Source organism: Deltaproteobacteria bacterium, from assembly GCA_003696105.1.
Classification (GTDB): Bacteria; Myxococcota_A; Polyangia; order Haliangiales; family J016; genus J016.
Window position 1 is genome coordinate 1 of the sequence record RFGE01000139.1, and the last position, 21,222, is coordinate 21,222.

The window sequence follows — 21,222 nt, forward strand, 5'->3', positions numbered from 1 at the left end:
CGCGCCGCCCGCGCCGCCGTCGCCGCTGGTCACGGCGCTCGCGTCGATGCGCGCTCCCGGGGAGTCGAACAGGAACACGCCGAACGAGACGCCGCCGGGCCCGCCGCCGCCGCCGGGCTCGCCGCCACAACCGCCGCCGCCGCCGCCGCCGCCGCCGTTGCCGGAGCCGCCGTTGACGAACAGACCGCCCTGGCCGCCGCCGCCACCGCCGCCGCCGCCGCCGTTGCCCGGGGTGCCGGCACCGCCCGCGCCGCCCGCGGCACCGACCCAGAAGCCGCTGTCGGCGGAACCGCCCGCGCCGCCCGCGCCGTCCGCGCCCGGCGTGCCGGCGGTGCCGTTTTGTCCCGGCGCCCCGTCGTTGCCGTCCGAGCCGCCGCTGCCGCCGGCTCCTCCCGGCGTGCCGATCTGCCCTGTCCCGCCCGGGAAGCCGTCGTTGTCGCCCTCGGAGCCGCCGCGCCCCCCCGTGCCGCCGGTGCGGCCGCACGCCGACGCGCCGCCTGCCCCGCCGGCGCCCCAACTGCCGCCGTCGCACGACCCGTTGCCGCCGGTTCCGCCCGCGCCGCCCGCCGCGCCCGCGGCCCCCGCCGCGCCCGCGGCCCCCGGGCCCCCCGCTCCGGCCGCGATCGTGCAACCGCGCACGACCAGCCCCGGGCAGCGCGCGCAGTGCAGTCCGTAGACCGAGACGCCCACGTCGGCCGGACCGGCGCCGCCCGCGACGACCGTCACGTCGGCGAGCACGGTCGGCGCGACGAGGTCGGCCCCTTGCACGGCGACGATGCGCCCGTCGGCCGCGGTCCCCCATTCGATGCGCACCTCGTTGTCGGCCGCGCGCGCCCACCCGCCGGCGCGCGAGAACCCGCCGTAGACCGACACGCCGTCGACGAGCGGGACCGATTCGGCGTAGGTGCCGGCGGACACGTAGACGTGGTCGCGCGCGGAGTCCGCCGCCGCGATGGCGATGCCGGCGGCGATGGTCGCCACCGGATCGTCCGGCCCTCCCGTCGCGGCGTCATCGCCGTCCGGGGCGACGAACACCGCGCGCGCGAAGTCGCCGTCGATGCCGTCGCAGTTGGCGTCGAGGAAAAACGGGTCCGGCTCGTCCGTGCCGGTCGGGTCGCAGCCGAACTCGCACCCGTTGACGAGATCGCCGTCCGCGTCCGTGAAGCCATCGAGGCAGCGCACGAATCGGCACTGCGACTGCTCGCACGCGGCGACCGCATTCGGATAGACGCACGGAAAGTTGCATGCACCACAGTGCTCGACCGTGGACGTGATATCCGTCTCGCACACCGTGGCCGGGTCGCCGTCACAGTTGGCACGTCCCGCGGGGCACTGGCCGGTGAACGCGTCAGCGCCGGAGCCGGCGTCGCGCGCGCCGCCGCCCGGGTCGCCCTGCGCGCACGCGACCGCAGCCGCCAGCGCCACCACGCCCCATGCCCGGCGTACGTTCGGCTGTACAACCACCGGTGTCGACTGTAGCACCGCGCGGCCCGCAACACGGCGGCGCGGCGCACCGCCGCGGCCGCAGGACCGGGGCCGGGTCGCCTTACGCACCGGCGCGCGGCGCCCGGCGCGCGTCCACCCGGCGCATCCACACGTGCATCAGCGCGAAAAACGCGGCACACAGCACGTAGCCGACCGCCCACCGCGTCCCGGTGCCCCATCCGATGTGGTAGATGCCGCCCGACGGGCCGGCCTCGCCGGCGTGGGCGAAGCCGAAGAACGCGAGCGCGGCGCCGACGAGCGCCCACGCCGCGCTCGCGGCGGGCCGGCGGTCCAGCAGGTGGGCCGACACCGCGGACCACACCACGCACGCGAGCATGAACCCCTGCGACAGCGCGACCAGCCCCGGCAGGTCGAGCCCCGCCGCGCGAAATGCGTCCGGGCGCGCGAGGACGGCGGCGGCCAGCCCGGGATCGCCCGCGGCGATGCCCGCCGCCGCAAGGGTTTGCGTCGCGACCAACAGCCCCCACGCCGCGATCGCCGGAAACAGGCCGACCGCGACCGCCGGCGCGTGGTGCCGCGGCGTCGCCTGGAACGCCTGCGCGGTGATGACGATGCCGATCCACAATACGATCGCCATCCCCGCCTCGATCGGCACCAGCGCCGCAATCCAGGCGGTGAGGCCGAACAGCGCGACGACCAAGAACGCCGCCGCGTTGAGGACCGAGTAGCCGCTGCGCGCGCCGAGCGCCTTCCATCCCGGATGGCCGATGTAGATCGTGGTCGGGAAACACGAGCCGAACGCGGCGGCGACGATCGAACCGACGCCGTTGACCGCCAGCGACGGCCGCGTCGGGTAGGCGTCGCCGGCCGCCTCGGCCGACTCGATGTTCTGCAGCGACCCGAGCACGTTGAACAGCCCCATCGGCAGCATCACCGGCACGAAGAACTGGCGGGTGAGCGGGTGCGCCAGGCCGGCCGCGAGATCGCCGACCACCGGCGCCGGCGCGTACAGACCCACCGCGCCGGCACCGGCGGACACCGCGGCGGCGCTCACCGGGCTCGGCTCGCCGGCGGCGGCCAACAGCCACGCGGCCCCGGCCCCTGCGGCGACCGCCCACGCGCCGCCGGGCACCCGCCCCGGCATCGGCGCGCCGGAAAAATACGTCGTGAGCACGATGCCGAGCGGCAACAGCGCGATCAGCGGGCTCGCGAACGTGCGGATCGCGAAGTCGATCGCGATGAAGCTGATCGCGATGCCGGCCAACGTCGATAGCAGCGCCGCCCGCGGCGTGTGGCGGCGCACCCAGTCTGCCACCAGCGACCCGCCGAGTTCGATCGCGCCCGACACGAAACACGCGGCGAGGCCGACCTGCCACGCGATCCGCGCCGTGGCGTCGGGCGGCGCGCCGCCGCGTTCGGCCGCGAGCTTGACCGGCAGCATGACGAGGAACACGTACGCGAACAGCGACACGGTGTTGATCCCGTACGGGAGCGCGGTCACGTCGGTCCGCCCTTCGACCGCCGACAGCCGCTGTGCCTGCCACGCGTAAAACAGATTGCCGACGGCGATCGACAAGACGGCGCCCGGGATCACGGTGCCGATCACCAGGTCGCGCGGAAACCCGAGCGCGCCGGTGCACAGCGCCAGGATTAACAGGAGTTGGATCAGGTTGTCGACGAACAGGCCGAAGAAACCGTCGACGTCGCCGGGCACCAGCCACGGCTGGGCGGTCACACGGCGCGACATTCCAGCTCCCACGCGCTGGCCAGCGCGCAGATGAGCACCTGGCCGGCCTCGGCCAACGTGTGGCCGAACGCGACGATGCCGTCCTCGTGGCCGCCCATCGCGAACACGCGCCGCTCGGCCAGCGCCGACGTCCGGTACAGGCGCTGCACCTCCTCGGCCATCTGCGGCGTGCCGTACGCGACCGCCGGATCGGTCGTGGGCAACCGCAGGTCCCGCGCGCGCCGCCAGATCGCGGGCGAGTGCGCGTGCAACACGAACCGGATGTGCGGCGACAGGTCGTAGATCGACCCGTGCGTCATCGACTCCGACGACGGCAGGATGGCGCCGGCGCTCACCACGCGATTGCGCCGGTAGTCGTAGCGCTCGACCACGCAGAAGTCGTCCAGGGTCAGCCGCGACTTGCCGCCGGTCTGGGTGCCGGTGACGAGGAACGCGCGCGCGCCCCGCGGCGCCGACGGTGGCCCGACGCGCGCGCTCACGTTGCCGTACCCGGCGCCGCCATACCGGGCGGGATCCTGGCCGACGAGCTGCGTCTTGGCCATCACCTCCCGCCACGCGACCAGCTTGCACGCCACGTCGCCGTAGCGCGCGCGCGACAGCGGCTCGACCCGGTGGTCCGCCTCGAACTTGATGACGCCCTCGTCGTACACCGCGGCGCATCGTAAACACACCCCGCCCCCTCCGGCCAGACGGCCGGCGCGCATCGGCGCGCCGGCGAGGTCGCGAAAACCGCCGCGCGATCCGGCGCACGCGCGCACCGCACGAGGACGTACGCCGCCGATCGCGCGCAGGTCGCGGCCGCGGCCCGCGGATGCGCGCGACGGCGCGGCCGGCGCCGCGCCGCGCCGTCACAGCGGCTCGGCGAGGCCGACCCGCACGTCGAACTCGATGTCGCCGAGCCGGCTGCGCACGACCAGGCCGGCCGGCCGCGCGCCGCCGCCGTAGCGGCCGACGAAGCGCGCGCCGCGCCGCTCGAGCGCGAGGCCGCGCGCGATCACGCGGCCGCGGCGGGACGCCGCGTCGACCCGGTACTGCGCGCCGCGCCGCAGCGCGACCCGCACGCGGCCGCTGTACGACGCGATGTCGACCGTGCCGCCGGGCGGGGCCACCCCGTCGAAGTCGATGTCGCCGGTGGTGGTCCGCAGCGTGACGGTGCGCGCCTGCACGCGCTGCGCGACGATCGCGCCGTCGTGCATGCGCGCGCCGACCCGATCGCCGCGCACGACGTCGAGTTCGACCGCGCCGCTGATGCCCTCGGCGTCCACGTCGCCGAAGATGTCGCGCAGCCGCTGGCGCCCGGCGGCGCCGCGCGTCTCGATCGGCCCGGCGCAGTTGCGGATCGCGATGTCGCCCTCGTTGGTGGTCACCGTGGCGCCCGCGTCGAGATCGGCGAGGGTGACCGCACCGTTCCAGGTGGTCGCGGCGACCCGCGCGGACCGCGGCACCGATACGACCAGGTCGATGCGCACCGACCCGGCCGGCAGCGGCCGCGCCTCGGGACCGGCGACCAGGGAGGTGCGGATCCACACCGGCCCCGACGGATCGGGCACGAGCGACACCTTCAGCCGGTCGAGCGCCGCCGTGTCGCCGGCGCGCTTGACCGCCCGGATGCGCACCGTGGGCGCGTCGTGGCCGCGCACCTCGACGTCGCCGAGGCGGTTGTCGACGTCGACGCGGGTGACGGTGACCCCGTCGGCCGGGGCGACCTCGACCTCGTCGCGCTCGACGACCGGTGCCGGGCCGCCCGCGACGGCGGGCGCCGCGGCCGCCAGCACGGCGAGCCCGGCGAGGCAGGCCGCGCGGCTCACGGCGGCCCTCCGGCGAGCGCGTGCTCGGACAAGAACTCGATCTCGTCGCGGTAGGCCGCGAACAGCGCGTCGTGCCCGCGCGGATCGGCGCCGGCGACGACGGCGCGGCGCGCGGCGCGCAGGCGCCGCTCGTGGTCGGCCAGGGCGCGGTCGAACGCGGCGGAGCGGTCGGCATCCCATTCGCGGCGCACCTCCGCGGCGATGGCGCGCAACTCGTCCGCGGCCCGCCGGTACCGGGCCTCCGCGCGCACCAGCTCGTCGCGGAACTGGTCCTCGACCGTGACGGCCGCCGGCGCGGGCGCCGCGGCGACGACCCGCGGCGCGTCAGCGAGCGGCGCGGGTCGCCCGCGCCACGCGACGGCAGCGGCGACCGCGACGGCGACCGCGACGACGGCGGCGGCGGCCGTCACCGGTCGCCGCCACGCCTGCCACCACAGCCACACCCGCGACCGGCGCGCGTCCGCGATCTCTTCGGCGGCCACCTGCGCCGCGATGCGGTCCCACAACTCCGGCGGCGGGTCGACCGCCGCGTCCAGCGACGCGACCGCGTCGCGCACGGCGGCCTCGCGCGCGAGCAACTCGTTGCACACGGAACAAACGCGCGCGTGGCCGCGCACCGCGGACGCGCGGCGCGCGTCGAGCTCGCCGTCGACGTAGCGGGTCGCGAGCCGCTGGACGTCGCGGCACCTCATCGATTGCGCCCTCCCCGCTGGCGCGCCACGTCCGGGCCGAGCAGCTCGCGCATCTTGGCGCGCGCCTTGTGCAGCTGCGACTTCGACGTGCCGACGCGACAGCCGAGGATCTCGGCGCACTCCTCGTGCGACAGCCCCTCGACGTCGTGCAACACGAGCACGGCCCGGTAGCCGGCCGGCAGTTGCTGCAGGCAGCGCTCGACCCGCGCGCGCAGGTACGGGTCGGACGCCGGGGCCGCCGGAGCCGCCACCGCGGCGAGCGCGTCGTCCGGCTCGTGCGGCCGCGGCCGCCGGGTCACGTGCGACAGCGCCGCGTTGACCGACAACCGGTAGATCCACGTGCTGAGCGCCGAGTCGCCGCGGAACTTGGCCAGCCCGCGGTAGATGCGCACGAACACCTCCTGGGCGACCTCCTCGGCGTCGCCGGGGCCGGCGATGCGCGTCACGAGGCCGAAGACCCGGCGCTTGTAGCGGTGATAGAGCAGTTCGAGGGCCCGCGGGTCGCCCCGCCGGCAGGCGGCGATCAGGTCGACGTCCGGGTCGGTGCCGTCGCGCGCGCGCGTGCGCGGCGCGGCGGCGGCCGCGGGCGGCTTGTCGGCGGAAGCTACGGAGGTCACGCGGGGTTCGTCCATCGGCCGTCCATCGGCCGTCGCGCGGTTGGACGGCCCGTCCGCGCGAAGCGTTGCCCGCGCGCGGCCCAGTTGTAGCAGAATGTGCGATGCCATGACGAGCGACACCCCGTTTCGCGTGTTGGCGCGCCCGCGCGCCCAGTCCCCGAACTTCTACCGGCAGGACCCGGTGCTGCGGCGGCTGCTGCCGACGCTGGTGAGCCAACCGGCGCACGACTGGCTCGCGCCGCAGCTCGATCGCATGGGCGCCGCGGCCGCGAGCGCGCACGTCAACCGGCTGTCGGACGTCGCCGACAAGCAGTCGCCCGTGCTGCGCCGCTACGATCCGCTCGGCAACCGGATCGACGCGATCGACTACCACCCGGCCTACCGCGAGCTCGAGGAGCTGGCCTACGGCTCGGGCATGATCGCGTGCAAGTACGACCCGGAGCTGCGCGCCCGGTTCCCGGGCGACCTGCAGGTCGCGGGGTTTGCGCTCACGTTCCTGTTCGCGCAGACCGAGTGCGGCCTGTCGTGCCCGGTGTGCATGACCGACGGCGTCGCCCGCCTGATCGAGCTGTTCGGCGACGACGCGCAAAAGCGCACGTACATTCCGCGCCTGGCGGCCCGCGACCGCGACGCGCTGGTTCGCGGGGCGATGTTCCTCACCGAGAAACAGGGCGGCTCGGACGTCGGCGCCAACGCCACGCGCGCGGTGCGCGACGGCGATCGCTTCCGCCTGTACGGCGAAAAGTGGTTCTGCTCCAACGTCGACGCCGAGGCGATCCTGATTCTGGCGCGCCCCGACGGCGCGCCCGGCGGCACCCGCGGCCTCGGCCTGTTCCTGATGCTGCGCGACCTGCCGGACGGAACTCGCAACGGCTACCGGATCGAGCGGCTCAAGGACAAGCTGGGCGTCCGGTCGATGCCGACGGGCGAGGTCGTGATCGACGGCGCGGTCGCCGAGCAGGTCGGCGCCCTCGACCGCGGCTTCAAGCAGATGGCCGAGATGCTCAACCTGTCGCGGCTGTACAACGCGTTCTGCTCGGTGTCGATCGTTCGCCGCGCCGCGTTCGAGGCCACCGATTACCTGCGCGCGCGCGATACGTTCGGCAAGCCGGCGATCGGCCACCCGCTGGTCCGCGAGAACCTCGCCGACCTGCACGCCGAAGAGATCGCCGCCAAGCACGCCGTGTTCCACCTCGCCGACCAGCTCGACCGCGCCGACACCGGCAGCGAGCGCGACGCGCACCTGGTCCGCATGCTCACCCCGATGGTCAAGTACACCACCGCCAAGCTGGCGGTGTGGGCCGCGTCCGAGGGCATCGAACTGGTCGGCGGCAACGGCTACATCGAGGACAGCGTGATGCCGCGGCTGTTGCGCGACGCGCAGGTGCTGCCAGTGTGGGAGGGCACGACGAACATCCTCGTGCTCGACACGCTGCGGGCCGCGTCCAAGGGCTGTCACACCGCGCTGTTCGACGAGACGGACGCCCGGCTCGCGCGCGCGTCGGGGCCGGAGGCCGAGCGCGTCGGCGATCTGGCGCGGTGGACGCGCGCCGAGCTCGCCGAGTTCGCCGGCCTGTCGCCGGACCAGGTGGCACCGCGCGCCAAGCGGTGGGCCGACCGCACCCTGCTCGCCTACGAGCTGGCCACGCTGCTGGCGACCGGCGACGCGGTGGACGCGGCGGCGGCCCGCCGGCTGATCCGCCGCCACATCGACCCGGACGCGCCGGTGCGCTCCGAGGATATCGACGCGCTCGTCGACGGGACGGTCGGCGAGCCCGCGTAGGCGCGGCGCGCGGTCGATGGCGGTGCGGTTCCACGACGCCGGACGGCGGTGCGGCCGCCGGGCGCGGCCGGCGCCTCCCGCGCACTTCGATCGGCGCGCCGCGGACCCGCCGTGCCCGCGCTGATCGTCGCCGCGTTCGCCGTGTCCGGCGCCACCAGCCTGGTCCTCCAGGTGGTGTGGGTGCGCCAGCTCATCGACGTGTTCGGCTCGTCGTCGCTGGCGATCTCGACGGTGCTCGCCGCGTTCATGGGCGGGCTGGCGCTCGGGTCGTGGCTCGGCGGTCGCGCGGCGGACCGGGTCGCCGGCCGCTCGCTGGACCCGCTTTGGTGGTACGCCGGCTGCGAGGCCGTCGTCGGCGCGGCGGCGTTCGCGATCCCGCTGGCGGTGGGCCACTACCGGGGCGCCAACGCGTGGCTGTGGAGCCGGCTCGGCGACGCCCCCGCGCTGCTGGCGCTCGCGCGGTTCGGCCTGTGCGGCGCCGCGCTGCTCGTGCCGACGACCGCGATGGGCGCGACCCTGCCGCTGCTGAGCCGGCGCGCGGCCGCCGCGCCGGAGGCGCTCGGCGCGCTGGGCCGCCACGTCGGCCGGCTGTACGCCGCCAACACGGCCGGCGCGGTGTGCGGCGCCGCGGCCGCGGGGTTCTGGCTCGTGCCGCTCTTCGGTGTACGAGCAACCAACGCCGGCGCCGGCGCGGCGGCGCTGCTGCTGGCGGGTGCGGTCGCCGCGGTGGCGTCGACCTGGCGGCGGCGCGCACCGGCGCTCGCCGGCGCGCCGGCGCCCGACGTGGCGACCGCGGCCGCCGCGACGCCGCCCGACGCCGCGGCCCGCCGCTGGGCCGTCGCCGCGTTCGCCCTGTCCGGCGCCGTCGCCATGTCCCTCGAGGTGCTGTGGAGCCGCGCCCTCGCGATCGTCATCGGTTCGAGCGTCTACTCGTTTTCGCTGGTGCTGGTGGTGTTCCTGGTCGGCATCGCGGCCGGTGCGGCGTGGGCGGCGCCGCGGGCGGCGCGCACCGAACGGCCGCTGCGGGCGCTCGGGTTGCTGCTCGCGGGCGTCGCCGCGGCGACGGCCGTCACCGCCGCGATCACCGACGACCTGCCGGGCCTGTACGTCGCGCTCGCCGCCGGCACCGGCCTCGACCCCGGCGCGCTGCTCGCCGTCCACCTCGTGGTCGTGGGTCTCGCGATCCTGCCGGCGGCGCTGTGCCTCGGCGGCGTGATGCCGTTCGTGATCCGCGCGGTCGCCGGGCGCCACGACGCGGTCGGGCGCGACGTCGGGCGCGCGTACGCGTTCAACACCGCCGGCGCGATCGCGGGCGCGTTCGCCGGCGGGTTCGTCGTGCTGCCCACCCTCGGGCTCGAAGGAGGGCTGCGCGCCGCGGTCGCGACCGACGCCGCGCTCGCCGCGGCGCTGCTGTGGCGCGCGGGCGGCCGGCGGCGGGCGACGTGGGCGGCGGGCGCGGTAGCGATCGCGGTCGCGGCGGTCGCGGCGCCCGGCTGGGACCGCAGCGCGCTCACGGCGGGCGTGTTCCGCGCGCACGTCGTCGAGCGCTACATCGCGGCCGGCGGCCTGTTCGAGCGCCCGGTGCTGTCGTACGCCGACGGCGTGAGCACGACCGTGAGCGTCGAGTTCGGCCGCGGGCCGATCCTGAAGAACAACGGCAAGGTCGAGGCATCCACGATCCACGACATGCCGACGCAGATCCGCCTCGGCCTGCTGCCGGTGCTGCTGCACGGCGGCGACCGCCAGGACGTGTTCGTGATCGGCTACGGGTCGGGCATCACCGTCGGCGCGATCGCGCAGTCGAACGCCGTGCGGCGGATCGACGTCGCCGAACTCGAGCCGGAGGTCTACCGCGCCGCCGACCGGTTCTTCGGCCCCTACAACCATCACCCCGAGCGCGACCCGCGCGTGCAGCGGCACGTCGGCGACGGACGCAACCTGCTGCTCGCCGGCGACGACCGCTACGACGTCATCGTGTCCGAGCCGTCCAATCCGTGGATCGCCGGCGTCGCGAGCCTGTTTTCGCGCGAGTTCTACGCGCTCGCGAGGCGCCATCTGCGCGACGGCGGCCTGTTTTGCCAGTGGGCGCAGCTGTACGAGCTGAGCCCGCGCACCGTGAAGATGATCTACCGGACCTTCGCCGACGCCTTCCCCTACGTCTACGCGTTCACCGCCGACGCGCACTCGAGCGACACGTTCTTGATCGGCTCGACGCGCCCGCTCGCGGTCGACCTCGACCGGCTGCACGCGGCGATGCGCGATCCGCGGGTGGGGCCGGAGCTTGCGCGCGGCGGCATCGTCCGCGCCGAAGACCTCGCCGCGAACCTGATCCTCGCACCGGACGAGCTGCCGCCGTTTACCGCCGGCGCCGACGTCAACTCCGACGACGCGCCGCAGCTCGAGTACCGCGCCCCGCGGGACCTGATGGCCGCGGCGCGCCGCCGACTGGCGATGTCGGAGGCGATCTTCGCCGACGGCTGGCCCTACGGTCGGCTGGCCGGCATCGCCACCGGTTTCGGCGACGGCGCGACCCGCGCCGCCCGGCTGCGGGCGCTAGCGCGATCGCTGCTCGAGCACGGCCGCCGGCGCGAAGCGCGCGCATGGATCGATCGCGCGCGGAGCGCGGGCGCCGGCGTGCGCGACCTCGCCGTGTTGGTCGACCTCACCCGCGTTCGCACGGTCGACGACCCCGAGCTGCCGCTGGCGACCGAGGACGACCCGCTGCCAGCGCCGGACCCGGCGCTGTTCGATCCGCCCGACGCGGTGGCGGCCGCCCGGCTCGCGCAGGTTTATCGGTTGCTCGCCGCCGGCCGGTGGCGCGACGCGGACCGCGCGGCGCGCGACCTGCCGCGAGCGGCGCCGACCGGGGCCGGTCGCGATGTCGAGCTGGTGCGCGCGTACGCGGCGTTCAAGGCGGTGCGCCTCGCCGCCGCGCGCGCGACGCTGCGCCCGCTGGTGCGCGACGCCGCGTACGCCGCGCGCCGCCCCGCCGCGCTGTACTACTACGGCCGCGCGCACTACGGGCTCGGCGCGTTCCGCGACGGCGTCGGCGCGCTGTCCCGGTTCGCCCGCGCCGCGCCGGGACGCGCCGAGTCGCTGCGCCGCTGACCGAGCGCCCGCAGCCGTGCCGCCCTCCGGTGTATGATGGCCGCAAGTGAGCCGTCCAACCGTCGCTGTCGTCGGCCGCTGCGCGGTCGCGTTCTACGGAGCCGGTCGCCACGTCGACGACGCGGTCGACCGCGTGCCGCTCGGCCAGGTGTCGATCCAGGTGGGTGGCGGCGGCGCGATCGCGGCGGTCACATGCGCCGCGCTCGGCTGCCACGTGCGGCTCGCCAGCAAGCTCGCCGACGACTTCCTCGGCCGCCACGCCGGCGCGGCGCTGCGCGATGCCGGCATCGACGCGTCCCTCGTCTACGGGCCCGGCCAGCTGTCGCCGTTTACGTTCACGGCCGTCGGCGGCGGACCGCGCGGGCGCACGTTCGCGGCCGGCGGCGACGTGCCGCCGCTGCGCCCCGAAGACGTGGCCGCCGACGACCTGCTCGCCGGCGCGCGCGCGCTGCTGGTCGACGCGAGCGACCCGGCGACGCACGCCCACGTCGCCGCGATCGCGCGGCAGCGCGACGTCCCGGTGATCGTCGACGCCGGCGAGCTGCGCGAGGGCGTCGGCGAGTTGATCCCGTTGGCCGACGTGCTGATCGCGTCCGAGCGGCTCGCCGCCGACATCGCCCCGCGCGGCGAACTGCAAGACGCGCTCCTCGAACTGCAACAGCTGGGCCCGCGCGCGGTCGTGATCACCCTCGGCGACGCCGGCGCCATCGGCATCGACGGCAGTCGCCTGGTTCGCCAGCCGGCACCGGAGGTCGACGTCGTCGACTGCACCGGCGCCGGGCACGTGTTCCACGGCGCGTTCGCCGCGGCGTTGGTCGGGCGGGCCCCGTTCGAGCGCTGCGTCGCGTTCGCGACGGTCGCCGCGAGCCTGTCGTGCGCCGCGCTCGGGCCGCTGGCCGGGCTTCCGTCTCGCGACGACATCGAAGCCCGACTCGACTAGGTGGCGGTTGCGTATCGGCGCGCCAGCGAGGTTCGCGATGCGAGGCGAGGTGCGGCGCACGCCCACAGCGCTCGAGGGCGCGTATACGCATACGGTACCGAAGGGCGCGAGGACGGACGCCGACGATCGCCCGCAGATCGCGACCGCAGGCCGCGGCCATGCACAACAGCCACCCAGGGACAGCCCCTGAGGCCGCGAGCGCCCAGCGCGACGGTGGTCAGCGGCCGTGGTCCGCGGCAAACGCGGGCGCGAGCGCGTCGGGCGTCCCCCAGCGCGCCTTGCGCCACGCCCGCTCGTACGCGGCGTGCAGCCCCAGCAGCCCGCGCAGCCACCGCACGACCCGCGGGTGCGCATCGAGCGCCACGGTCGCGGCCGGATCGGCCCGCAGGTCGTACAGCGCGCGCGGGCCGGCGCGCGGGACGACGAACGCGTATCCGCCGGCGACGACCGCCCTGCCCCAGCCCGGCAGGCGCGCGAACGCGGGACCGCCGCTTGCGGCCAACAGCGATCGACCTTGCGCCTCCGGGTTCAGCGGCACGCCGGCCAGGTCCAAAACGGTTGCATAGACATCTACTGCATCGACCGCCTCGTCGATGCGGCGCGGCGCAACCCGCGCCGGATACCACACGATCAGCGGCGACAGCAGCTGCACCGGCGACAGCGAGTGCCCGTGGCCGAGGCGCCCATCTTCGAACAGCTCCTCGCCGTGGTCGCCGACCACGACGATCGCCGTGCGCGACAACAGATCGAGCTCGCGCAGGTCTTCGATTGCGGCGGCGAGCGCGGCGTCCGCGTCGCGCACCGACGCGTCGTACAGGGCGACCAGCCACTCCCGGTCGCCGGCGGTCGGCCGCAGCGCACCGCGCGCGATCGCCTCGGCCACCTGCGCGGTGCGCGCCGGTTCGATGGCGCCGGTCGGCCGCTCGCCCCACGCCGCGCCGATCGAGATGTCGCTCGGGACGTACGGCAGGTGCGGCTCGACGGTCGCGACGTAGACGAACGCGCGCCGGCCGGCCGCGGACGGCAGCGACCGCTTCGCCCGGTGCCACAGCGCGCGCGCGCCGTGCGCCTGGCGGCGGCGCATCGGGTTTTCGTAGCGCGCGAAGCCGCGGGCGAACCCCGCCTCGTCGTGGACGAAGCCGTTGCCGCTCACCAGCGCCGTCGCGTAGCCGGCCGCGGCCAGGCGCGCCCCGAGCGTCGGCGCGCCCGGCGCCGGCCGGTCCCCGTCGGGATAGCGCCCCGTGAGCAGCGCGACGTGCGCGGGCGCAGGCGCCGACGACGCCGCCACGAACGCCGGCGCATAGAGTCCCTCGCGGGCGAGCCGCGCCAACGTCGGCGTCGCATCGTCGGACACGCGATCGCCGCGCAACGACGAGATCGTCCACACGACGATCACGTCCGGGCGCGGCGGCGGGTCGGGCGCGTCCGGCGCGGCCGCGGGAGCGCGCACCACCGCCGGGCGCCCCCACGCCACCGGCCCGTCTGCCAACAGGTCGATGCGCGCCAGCGCCCCGGCCGCGCGCGACAGGTCGACGGAACGCTCGGCCCAGTCGGGCTCGGCGACGCCGCGCCACACCACCTCGCCATCGACCGCGACCGCGACGCCGGCCCCGTCGCCCGCCGGCGCGACCACCAGGCGCGGCGCGTCCGCCGGCACGCGCAGCCACGCCGACAGCCGCGACGGCCCGGTCACGGACAGCGCCGGCGCCCGTCCCGCCGGCCGGTCCACCGGTCCGGCGCGAAACGCGACGGCCGGCCCCTCGGCGGCCGGCCGCTCGGCGCCCACCGCGATCGTCGCGAACGCCGCGGCCGTGCGCACGCCGGCCAGATCGGCCGCTGCCCGGAAGTAGAACCGCAGCTTGTTGTCCCCGGCGACGATCGCCGACGGGGGCACGTCGACCCCGTACCACGCCCACTCGGCCCGCGGCAGCGCCACGTCGCGCAGGCGATGTTCGTTGAAGAACACCGACACGAGCTGATCCGGGACCGCGGACCGGGCGTAGAACCACACGCGGAGGCCGCCGCCGGCCGATCGCGCGACGCCGCCGGGGTCGCCGTCGACCGGCAGTTGCAGCTCCCCGGCGAGCCCGTCCGGTGCGGCGGCCGCCACGCCGTCGACGCGCAGACCGAGGTGCCACGACGAGCGAGGCGCCTCGATGTACTTGGCCACGTCCGGGCCGCCGCAGTCGACGACGAGCGCGCCGCCGAGATGCCCGGCGATCGCCGCCCGGTTCGCAACCCAGTCCCACGCGACCTCGGCGCCGCCGGCGGGCGGGCGCCATTCCGGCGGCGGCGCCGGAAGTCCGGGGATCGGCGCGCGGCGGCCGTCGAGGTCGTCGCGACCGCGGCAGGCGATCCCCAGCGCCGCGGCCGCGACCGGGACGATCCATCGCATCGGCGAACGCATCGGGCGCCCGCGTGTTACCACGACCGCGGCGCCGGGCGGCGGGACGGATCGATTTCGCGCTATAAAACCGGCGCGTGCAGACGACATTCGACTCCGCGGCGGCGTGGACGTTCGCCGCCGTGTGTGCCGCGGCCGGGCTGGCCGCCATCGACACCGCGATCTCCGCGGGCGGCCCCGGGTCCGCCGGCGGCACGTTCGCCGTCGCGTGGGCGCTGTACCTGTGGCCGGCGCTCGCGGCCGCCGCGCTCGCGGCCGCGGTGGCCGCGGGCTGGCGCGCCACGTTCGGGGACCGGGCGGTCGCGCGCGCCTGGCGGCGGCTACAGACCGACGCGCGCCTCGATCGCGAGGTGGCCGCGTGGCTGGTGGCCGGGGCGATCGCGGCCGCGGCGCTCGCGACGGTCGCGGCCGGGCTCGCGCTGCGGCTGGTCGCCGGCGTCGAACGCGCGGGCACGGGCGCCGCGCTGCTCGGCATCGCGATCGCCGCCGCGGCGCCCGCGTGTGCCCTGGTCGCCCTGCCGGCGCAGCGGCTCGCGCGCCGCGTCACGCGCGGGCTGCCGCGCCCGCGGCGCGTCCCGCTGGCCGCCGTGGTGGCGGCGGCCGGCGTCGCCGCCACCGCGGCGGGCGGGGCGGCGATCGTGCTCGCGCGGCTGGACTGGCGGGCGCTGCCGCTCGGCCCCGCCGCCATGGTCGCCGCGTGCCCGGCGCTGTGGTGCGCGGCGCTGGCGGTGTGGCGCCGGACGCTCGGCTCCCGGCCGGCGCGGCGCGCGGCCGGCGCCGCGTGCGCGGTCGTCGCGATCGCCGTGCCGCCGCTGGCGCTGCGCGCGCCCCCGGCGCCGGACACGCTCGCGCGCCTGGTCGATCGCACGGCCGGCGCCCGGCGCGCGATCGCCGCGGTGCGCGCGCTGCGCGACGCGGACGGCGACGGGTTTTCGGCGTTCCTCGGCGGCCCCGACTGCGACGACCACGACCCGGCCGTCCACCCGGGCGCCGCCGAGATCCCCGGCAACGGCATCGACGACAACTGCGCCGGCGGCGACCGCCCCGCGGCCGCGCCCGCGGCGGCGACCGCCCCCGCGCCCGGCGCGGCCGGCGCGCGCCGCCGCGCGCTCGACTTCCGCGGCAACGTCGTGCTCATCGCGGTCGACACGCTGCGCGCCGACCGCCTCGGCATCAACGGCTACCGCCGCGACGGCCGATCGCTCACGCCGCGCCTCGACGCCCTGGCCGGCCAAGGGGTCTACTTCGCGCGCGCGTACGCCCAGGCGCCCAACACGCCGAGGTCGTTTCCATCGCTGTTCACGTCGCGGTTCCCGTCGCGTGTGGCGGTCGACAAGTCCTTCAAGAACTACTCGAACATTCTCGATGAAAACATCACGGTGTTCGAGGTCTTGCGCGATGCCGGCGTACGCACCGTCGGCATCTCCTCCCACTTTTACTTCACGCCCGAGCGCGGCATCACCCAGGGCTTCGTCGACTACGACAACGCCGGCGCGCTCGACATCGCCGGGTCGAACACCGACATCGCGTCGCCGCGGATCGTGCCGCGGGTGGAGGCCAAGCTCGCCGAGCTGGCCGGCGGCAGCCAGCCGTTCGCCCTGTTCGTCCACCTGTTCGAGCCGCACTCGCGCTACATGACCCACGACGAGTTCCCGGTGACCGAGCGCGGCATCCCCGGCCTCGTGCAGAAGTACGACTACGAGATCGCGTACACCGACCGCTGGATCGGCCGCATCCTCGACGCGATCGACCGGCACGGGCTGTCGGACACGACGGCGGTCGTCGTCGTGTCCGACCACGGCGAGGCGTTCGGCGTGCACCGGGTGGCTGGCAAGAACATGTACTTCCACGGCCAGACGCTCTACGACGAGCTGCTCCGGGTGCCGCTGATCGCGCGCGTGCCCGGCGTCGCGCCGCGCCGGGTCGACGACCCGGTGATGTTGATCGACGTCGCGCCCACGCTCGCGGAGTTGATGGGCGCGGAGGTGCCGCCGGCGTTCGCGGGCCGCAGCCTCGTGCCCTACCTCGCCGGCGAGCCCGTGGACCCGCGGCCGGCGTTCGCGGAGCTGTTGCCCGCGCCGTCGTGGAACCACGAGTGGAAGATGATGGTCACCGCCGACGGGCGGTGGAAGATCATCTACCGGATCTCCGACAACCGCTGGGAGCTGTACGACCTGGCCGACGACCCGGAGGAGCGCGTCGATCGCTTTGCCGCCGACCCGGCGCGCGCCGCCGCCCTGCGCGACCGCCTGCTCGAGTGGATCGAGGTCGACCTGCCCCGCGGCTGACGCCGGCCGCGCGGTGACGGCGCCCGTGAACCGCGCTACAGTCGCCGCCGGATGCCGTACGACCACATCCTCACCGATGACGAAAAGCGCGAGCTGCTGCGCATCGCGCGCGCGACCCTGCGCGAGTACACGCGCACCGGCTTCGTCCCGCCGGGCCGCCCGCACCGCCAGTCGTTGCTCGATCCGGCCGGCGCGTTCGTCACCCTGCACCGCGACGGCCAGTTGCGCGGGTGCATCGGCACCCTGCAGGAGACCCAGCCGCTGTACAAGGTCGTCCAGGAGATGACCGTGGCCGCGGCGTCGCGCGACGGCCGGTTCGAGCCGGTGCGCGCCGAGGAGGTCGACGACATCGACATCGAGATCTCGGTGCTCGGCGGCCGCCGTCGCGTTCGCGGCCCCGACGAGATCGAAGTCGGCCGCCACGGCCTGTGCCTGACCAAAGCATTCCACCGCGGTCTGCTGTTACCCCAGGTCGCCGTCGAGCACGGCTGGGACGCACAGACCTTCCTCGACCACGTGTGCCTCAAGGCGGGGCTGCCACCGGGGAGCTGGCGCGCCCCCGACGCGGTCGTCGAGGTGTTCACCGCTCAGGTGTTCGGCGAGCGCGACCTGCCGGCGCGCGGCTGACGCGCGCGCCGGGCGCGCCGCAGCGGGCGAGCCATTCGCCGGCAGCCACCGCGCCGCCGGCGGCCAGAGCCGGCGCGAGCGCGCGGCCGACCGCGGCCGGAGGCTGCCCCGCGAGGCGCGCCGCGACGACCGCGCCAAGCCGCGCGCCGGCCGCGTATGCCGGCGCTCCGAGCGGATCGGCGACGCGCGCCGGCGACCGCACCGAGCCGGCGGGCCGGCGCGCGCCGGCGACCCGCTCGACGACCAGCGCGACCGCCTCGTGCACCGCCCGCGGCGTGCCGCCGCGCAGGCCCCACGGCAGGGCCGGGTCGTGCGCGCGCGCGAACGCCGCGTGCCCGAGTTCGTGCGCGAGCGCGCGCCAGCCGGCGGGAGCGTGCGGCGCGCGGACCCACACGCGCACGTCGCGCGGCGGATCGACCGGCACCGTCCACGCGCGCACCGGCCCGGCGGTGCCCACGAGCGACGCGTCGATATGCACGCCGCCGAGCGACAGCCCGAGCGCCTCGACGGCCTCGGCGATGGCGTCCACGGCGGCCGCCGGGGACCGACCCGCCAGCGTTCCGGCCGCCCCGTCCCACGCCGACGCGCCGTCATCGGCCACGCGCGCACCGCCGCCGGCCGCCTGCAGCGCCGCGTCCACCTCGGCCGCGCCTGCCAGCTCGCGCGCGAGCGCGGCGAACGACGGCCAGCCGCGCCGGCGCGCCGCCCGGTCGCGCGCCGCTCGCGCCCGGGCCGCGTCGCCCGCGACCACCGCGGCCGCCACCGGAGGCTCCGCCTCGACGCGCAGCGCGCACACCAGGCGCCACAGCAGCTCCGCACGGCGGTGCCGGCGGCGAGCGGCGAGCCAGCGCTCGACCCCCGCCGAGCACTCCGCGGGCGCCGGCGGCGCCAGCGCGCGCCCCGCGACGATCGCCCGCCACTGCCCGATGCGCGCCTCGATCAGCGCCGGCACCAGCGCCGCCTCGACGCGCGCGAGGTCGGCCTCGGCCGCGAACTCGGCGGCCGCGTCCACCTACTTCTTGTCGGCGTTCATCACCGCCTTGAGGTCGGCGCTGGCGGTGAACGACAGGGTGCGCATCGCCGGGATCTTGATCGGCGCGCCGTTGCGCGGATTGCGTCCGTTGCGCTCGGCGCGCTTCTTCTTCACGAACGTGCCGAACCCGGGGTACGTGAACTTCGGCGTCTGGTTGCGCGTGACCTTCGACTTGACGAAGTAGTCGCTCAGCTCGCTAAACACGCCGTCCACGATCTCCTTGACCGCCTTCTTGGTGACACCGTTGGGCAGGCCGCGCGTTCGGTAAATGCGATCGATGAGCTCTTGCTTCGTCATTGCCGTTCGTTGGTTGCGGAACCTTCGCCTTCCCTCCGCCACTCGACGACTGCCGCTGGCATCGCCGATTGCCGTCCCCCTATGTGCCCTGGGTCGTCGAGTCGTTTCGGTGCGGCGAATGGCGTAGCGCGCTGCCGCGCGAAAGAAACCGCCCCCACCTTAGGGACGGCAAACCGACCTGTCAAGGGTGACGCGACACCGCTCCCGCCGTGCGCGCCGCTCCCGCTGCGTAACCGGGCGTCACTCCGTCGACGCGCCGGATCCGGACCGCGCCGGCGCGGCGGACCCGATGCCCAACAGTCGACGCGCCTCCGCCGGACTCGCGATCGGGCGGCCCACGTCGCGCGCCATCCGCACCGCGCGGTCGACGAGCGGCGCGGATCCCTCGGCGAGCACACCCTTGTCGAGGTAGATGTTGTCCTCGAGGCCGACGCGCACGTGGCCGCCCCGGCGCAACGCAAGCTCGGCCATCGGAAACTCCCAGCGCCCGACGCCGGCGACCCCCCAGGTCGTATCGCCGGGGAACCCATCGTCGAGTTCCGCCACCAGGAGTTCGAGCGCGCGCTCGGTCGCCGCGAGCCCGCCGGGCACGCCCAAAACAAATTGAAAGTGCAACGGTTCGGCGACCAGTCCCCGGCGCACCAACTCGCGGGCCGCGTCGAGATGCCCGAGGTCGTAGATCTCGATCTCCGGCACCAGGCCGCGGCCGGCGATCCGCTCGGCGACCGCCGCGACGTCGGGCCGGCGATTGACGAACACGTCGTCCCCGAAGTTCATCGTCGCGACGTTGAGCGTGGCCATGTCGGGCGCGAGGTCGCCGTCGAGCGTCAACGGACCGCAGCGCTCGTCGATCGACATGCCGATCGCACCGCCGGTGGACACCTGGATGATCGCGTCGGTGTGTGCGCGGATGGCGGCGATGAATTCGCCGAATCGCTCGGCCGATTGCGTCGGCGTACCGTCGGGCTCGCGCGCGTGCAGGTGGATGACCGCCGCGCCGGCGTCGACGCAGCGGCGCGCCTCCTGACCGATCTCGGCGGCCGTCAGCGGCAGGTAGGGCGTGTGGTCGCGCGTCGTCTCCGCGCCGACGATGGCGGCCGTGACGATCGCGGGCGGCGGACCGCCGAGCCGCTGCTTGGCGGCCGGCACGACGCACGTGCCCACCGCCCGCGCCACGACCACCGGCTCGGCGAGCCGATCCGCCGCCGAGTCGCTCACGTCCGCGCGCGGCGCGATCACCTTGCGCGCCTCGAACCGCATGCGCCGCGACGTGCGGCCGCGGGCGACCAGTTCGGCCGTCACCTCGAGGTAGTCGCCGGCGTACACCGGCGCGAGGAAGTCGACCTGCTCGTAGGCGCGAAACAGGCCCTCGTCGCCGTCGGTGCGGATCAGCAGCTCCGTCGCGACGTCGCCGAACAGCCCCAGCACGCGCGCGCCGTCGACGAGCCCGCCGCCGTAGTGAGCGTCGTGCGCGGACATGCGCAGGCGAATGGTCGCCTTCATCCCTGCTGCCTCCGGATGAGTTGATCGACGAGGAACGCGGCGACCTGACGCGGCCGCGTCCCGGGGCCGAACCCGGCGTCGAACCCGAGTTCGAGCGCGAGCTTGTTGTCGATGCGCGGCCCGCCGAGCACGAACAGCAAGTGGCGCATGCCGCGCTTGCGCGCCAGGTCCATCAGTTCGCGCGCGTTTTCGCGGTGCACGTCGCGCTGCGTGACCACCTGCGACACCAACACCGCGTCGGCGCCCAGCTCCTTGCAGCGCGCCAGCAGTTGCGCGTTGTCGACCTGGGCGCCGAGGTTGTGCGCTTCGATCCACGGGTAGGCCTCGAGCCCCTTGTCGCCGGCGTACCCCTTGACGTTGAGCACCGCGTCGATGCCGACGGTGTGCGCGTCCGAGCCGGTGCACGCGCCGACGACGACGATCTTGCGGCCGATCTTCCGCTTGATCAGGTCGTTGATCTGCTTGGGCGTCCACTCGGGGGCGCCCACCTCGGGCACCTCGATGTCGGAATAGTCGAGCGTGTGCTCGGACCGGCCGAACACGACGAAGAAGCTGAAGTTGTCGCCCGCCCGCTCCATCGTGGCGACCAGGACGTGGCGCAGGCCGTGCGCCTCGGCGTACAGGCGGGCCGCCTCCTTGGCGCGCGCCGACGGCGCGACCGGCAAAGTGAACGCCATCTGCAGCGCACCGTCGCCCATCCGGTCGCCGTAGGCGCGGATCGGCTGCGGCGGACGCTTCTTGGGGGCGGCGGTCATGGCACCTCCCGCAGCCGCGGCCGCTCGAGCGGCAGCGCGATGGCCGGCGCGTCGGCCTCGAGCGCGTCCAGGATCGGGTTGACGTAGTCGGGCGCGCGCTCGATGACGCCGTCGGCTCCCTTGCCGCCGTCGATCGACCGGCGAATGTCGCCGAACGCGCCGCGCGCGATCGCC

General features: G+C 75.7%; 18 protein-coding genes. 6 read left to right on the forward strand and 12 right to left on the reverse strand.

Annotated features, from left to right (window positions below):
* The first annotated feature begins 46 nt into the window (after positions 1 to 46).
* Positions 47 to 676 (forward strand): hypothetical protein, encoded by a 630-nt coding sequence (locus tag D6689_09485; GenBank protein ID RMH41995.1) that lies wholly within the window; start codon positions 47 to 49, stop codon positions 674 to 676.
* Between the two features lie 870 nt (positions 677 to 1,546).
* Here D6689_09485 and D6689_09490 read toward each other — a convergent pair.
* From D6689_09490 to D6689_09510, 5 genes are all read right to left on the reverse strand, one after another.
* The gene (locus D6689_09490) at positions 1,547 to 3,193 is read right to left on the reverse strand and encodes an NCS2 family permease (protein RMH41979.1); all 1,647 of its coding nucleotides are present in this window, start codon (positions 3,191 to 3,193) and stop codon (positions 1,547 to 1,549) included.
* Positions 3,178 to 3,951, reverse strand: a complete 774-nt coding sequence (locus tag D6689_09495; protein RMH41980.1) for a class II aldolase/adducin family protein — start codon at positions 3,949 to 3,951, stop codon at positions 3,178 to 3,180. The genes D6689_09490 and D6689_09495 overlap by 16 nt, the downstream gene beginning before the upstream one ends.
* 90 nt (positions 3,952 to 4,041) lie before the next feature.
* Complete coding sequence (locus D6689_09500) at positions 4,042 to 5,001, reverse strand: hypothetical protein (GenBank protein RMH41981.1); 960 nt, start codon at positions 4,999 to 5,001, stop codon at positions 4,042 to 4,044.
* On the reverse strand, positions 4,998 to 5,693 hold the full coding sequence (locus D6689_09505) for a hypothetical protein (GenBank protein ID RMH41982.1): 696 nt from the start codon (positions 5,691 to 5,693) through the stop codon (positions 4,998 to 5,000). Before D6689_09505 ends, D6689_09500 begins: the two co-directional genes overlap by 4 nt.
* Positions 5,690 to 6,325, reverse strand: a complete 636-nt coding sequence (locus D6689_09510) for a sigma-70 family RNA polymerase sigma factor (protein RMH41983.1) — start codon at positions 6,323 to 6,325, stop codon at positions 5,690 to 5,692. The genes D6689_09505 and D6689_09510 overlap by 4 nt, the downstream gene beginning before the upstream one ends.
* Before the next feature lie 91 nt (positions 6,326 to 6,416).
* Here D6689_09510 and D6689_09515 point away from each other — a divergent pair, with 91 nt between their 5' ends.
* From D6689_09515 to D6689_09525, 3 genes are all read left to right on the forward strand, one after another.
* Positions 6,417 to 8,093, forward strand: a complete 1,677-nt coding sequence (locus tag D6689_09515) for a DNA alkylation response protein (protein RMH41984.1) — start codon at positions 6,417 to 6,419, stop codon at positions 8,091 to 8,093.
* 111 nt (positions 8,094 to 8,204) lie between these two features.
* Entirely contained in the window at positions 8,205 to 11,201 is a 2,997-nt protein-coding gene (locus D6689_09520; protein RMH41985.1) for a hypothetical protein, read from the forward strand.
* Between the two features lie 46 nt (positions 11,202 to 11,247).
* Positions 11,248 to 12,141, forward strand: coding sequence for a hypothetical protein (locus tag D6689_09525; GenBank protein RMH41986.1), 894 nt, complete (start codon positions 11,248 to 11,250; stop codon positions 12,139 to 12,141).
* A gap of 217 nt (positions 12,142 to 12,358) precedes the next feature.
* On the opposite strand, the gene D6689_09530 is transcribed toward D6689_09525, so the two are convergent.
* The gene (locus D6689_09530) at positions 12,359 to 14,548 is read right to left on the reverse strand and encodes a hypothetical protein (protein ID RMH41987.1); all 2,190 of its coding nucleotides are present in this window, start codon (positions 14,546 to 14,548) and stop codon (positions 12,359 to 12,361) included.
* Between the two features lie 74 nt (positions 14,549 to 14,622).
* Between D6689_09530 and D6689_09535 the strand changes: the two genes are divergently transcribed.
* Both D6689_09535 and amrA read left to right on the forward strand, forming a co-directional pair.
* Positions 14,623 to 16,833, forward strand: coding sequence for a hypothetical protein (locus D6689_09535; GenBank protein RMH41988.1), 2,211 nt, complete (start codon positions 14,623 to 14,625; stop codon positions 16,831 to 16,833).
* Positions 16,834 to 16,884: 51 nt separating this feature from the next.
* Positions 16,885 to 17,460: an AmmeMemoRadiSam system protein A gene (gene amrA, locus D6689_09540; GenBank protein RMH41989.1), complete on the forward strand. Its 576-nt coding sequence runs from the start codon at positions 16,885 to 16,887 to the stop codon at positions 17,458 to 17,460.
* On the opposite strand, the gene D6689_09545 is transcribed toward amrA, so the two are convergent.
* The 6 genes from D6689_09545 to D6689_09570 all read right to left on the reverse strand — a co-directional run.
* Entirely contained in the window at positions 17,414 to 18,100 is a 687-nt protein-coding gene (locus tag D6689_09545) for a hypothetical protein (protein RMH41990.1), read from the reverse strand. The genes amrA and D6689_09545 overlap by 47 nt on opposite strands.
* Entirely contained in the window at positions 18,051 to 18,254 is a 204-nt protein-coding gene (locus tag D6689_09550) for a hypothetical protein (protein ID RMH41991.1), read from the reverse strand. Before D6689_09550 ends, D6689_09545 begins: the two co-directional genes overlap by 50 nt.
* A gap of 218 nt (positions 18,255 to 18,472) precedes the next feature.
* On the reverse strand, positions 18,473 to 18,790 hold the full coding sequence (locus tag D6689_09555) for an HU family DNA-binding protein (protein RMH41992.1): 318 nt from the start codon (positions 18,788 to 18,790) through the stop codon (positions 18,473 to 18,475).
* A 240-nt stretch (positions 18,791 to 19,030) separates the two neighbouring features.
* Positions 19,031 to 20,269 carry a hypothetical protein gene (locus tag D6689_09560; GenBank protein RMH41996.1) on the reverse strand — a complete coding sequence of 413 codons (1,239 nt, stop codon included), beginning with the start codon at positions 20,267 to 20,269 and terminating at the stop codon, positions 19,031 to 19,033.
* Positions 20,270 to 20,289: 20 nt separating this feature from the next.
* Positions 20,290 to 21,048, reverse strand: a complete 759-nt coding sequence (locus tag D6689_09565) for a hypothetical protein (GenBank protein RMH41993.1) — start codon at positions 21,046 to 21,048, stop codon at positions 20,290 to 20,292.
* On the reverse strand, positions 21,045 to 21,222 hold a 178-nt coding region (locus D6689_09570), incomplete at its 5' end, for a hypothetical protein (protein RMH41994.1). The genes D6689_09565 and D6689_09570, both read right to left, overlap by 4 nt.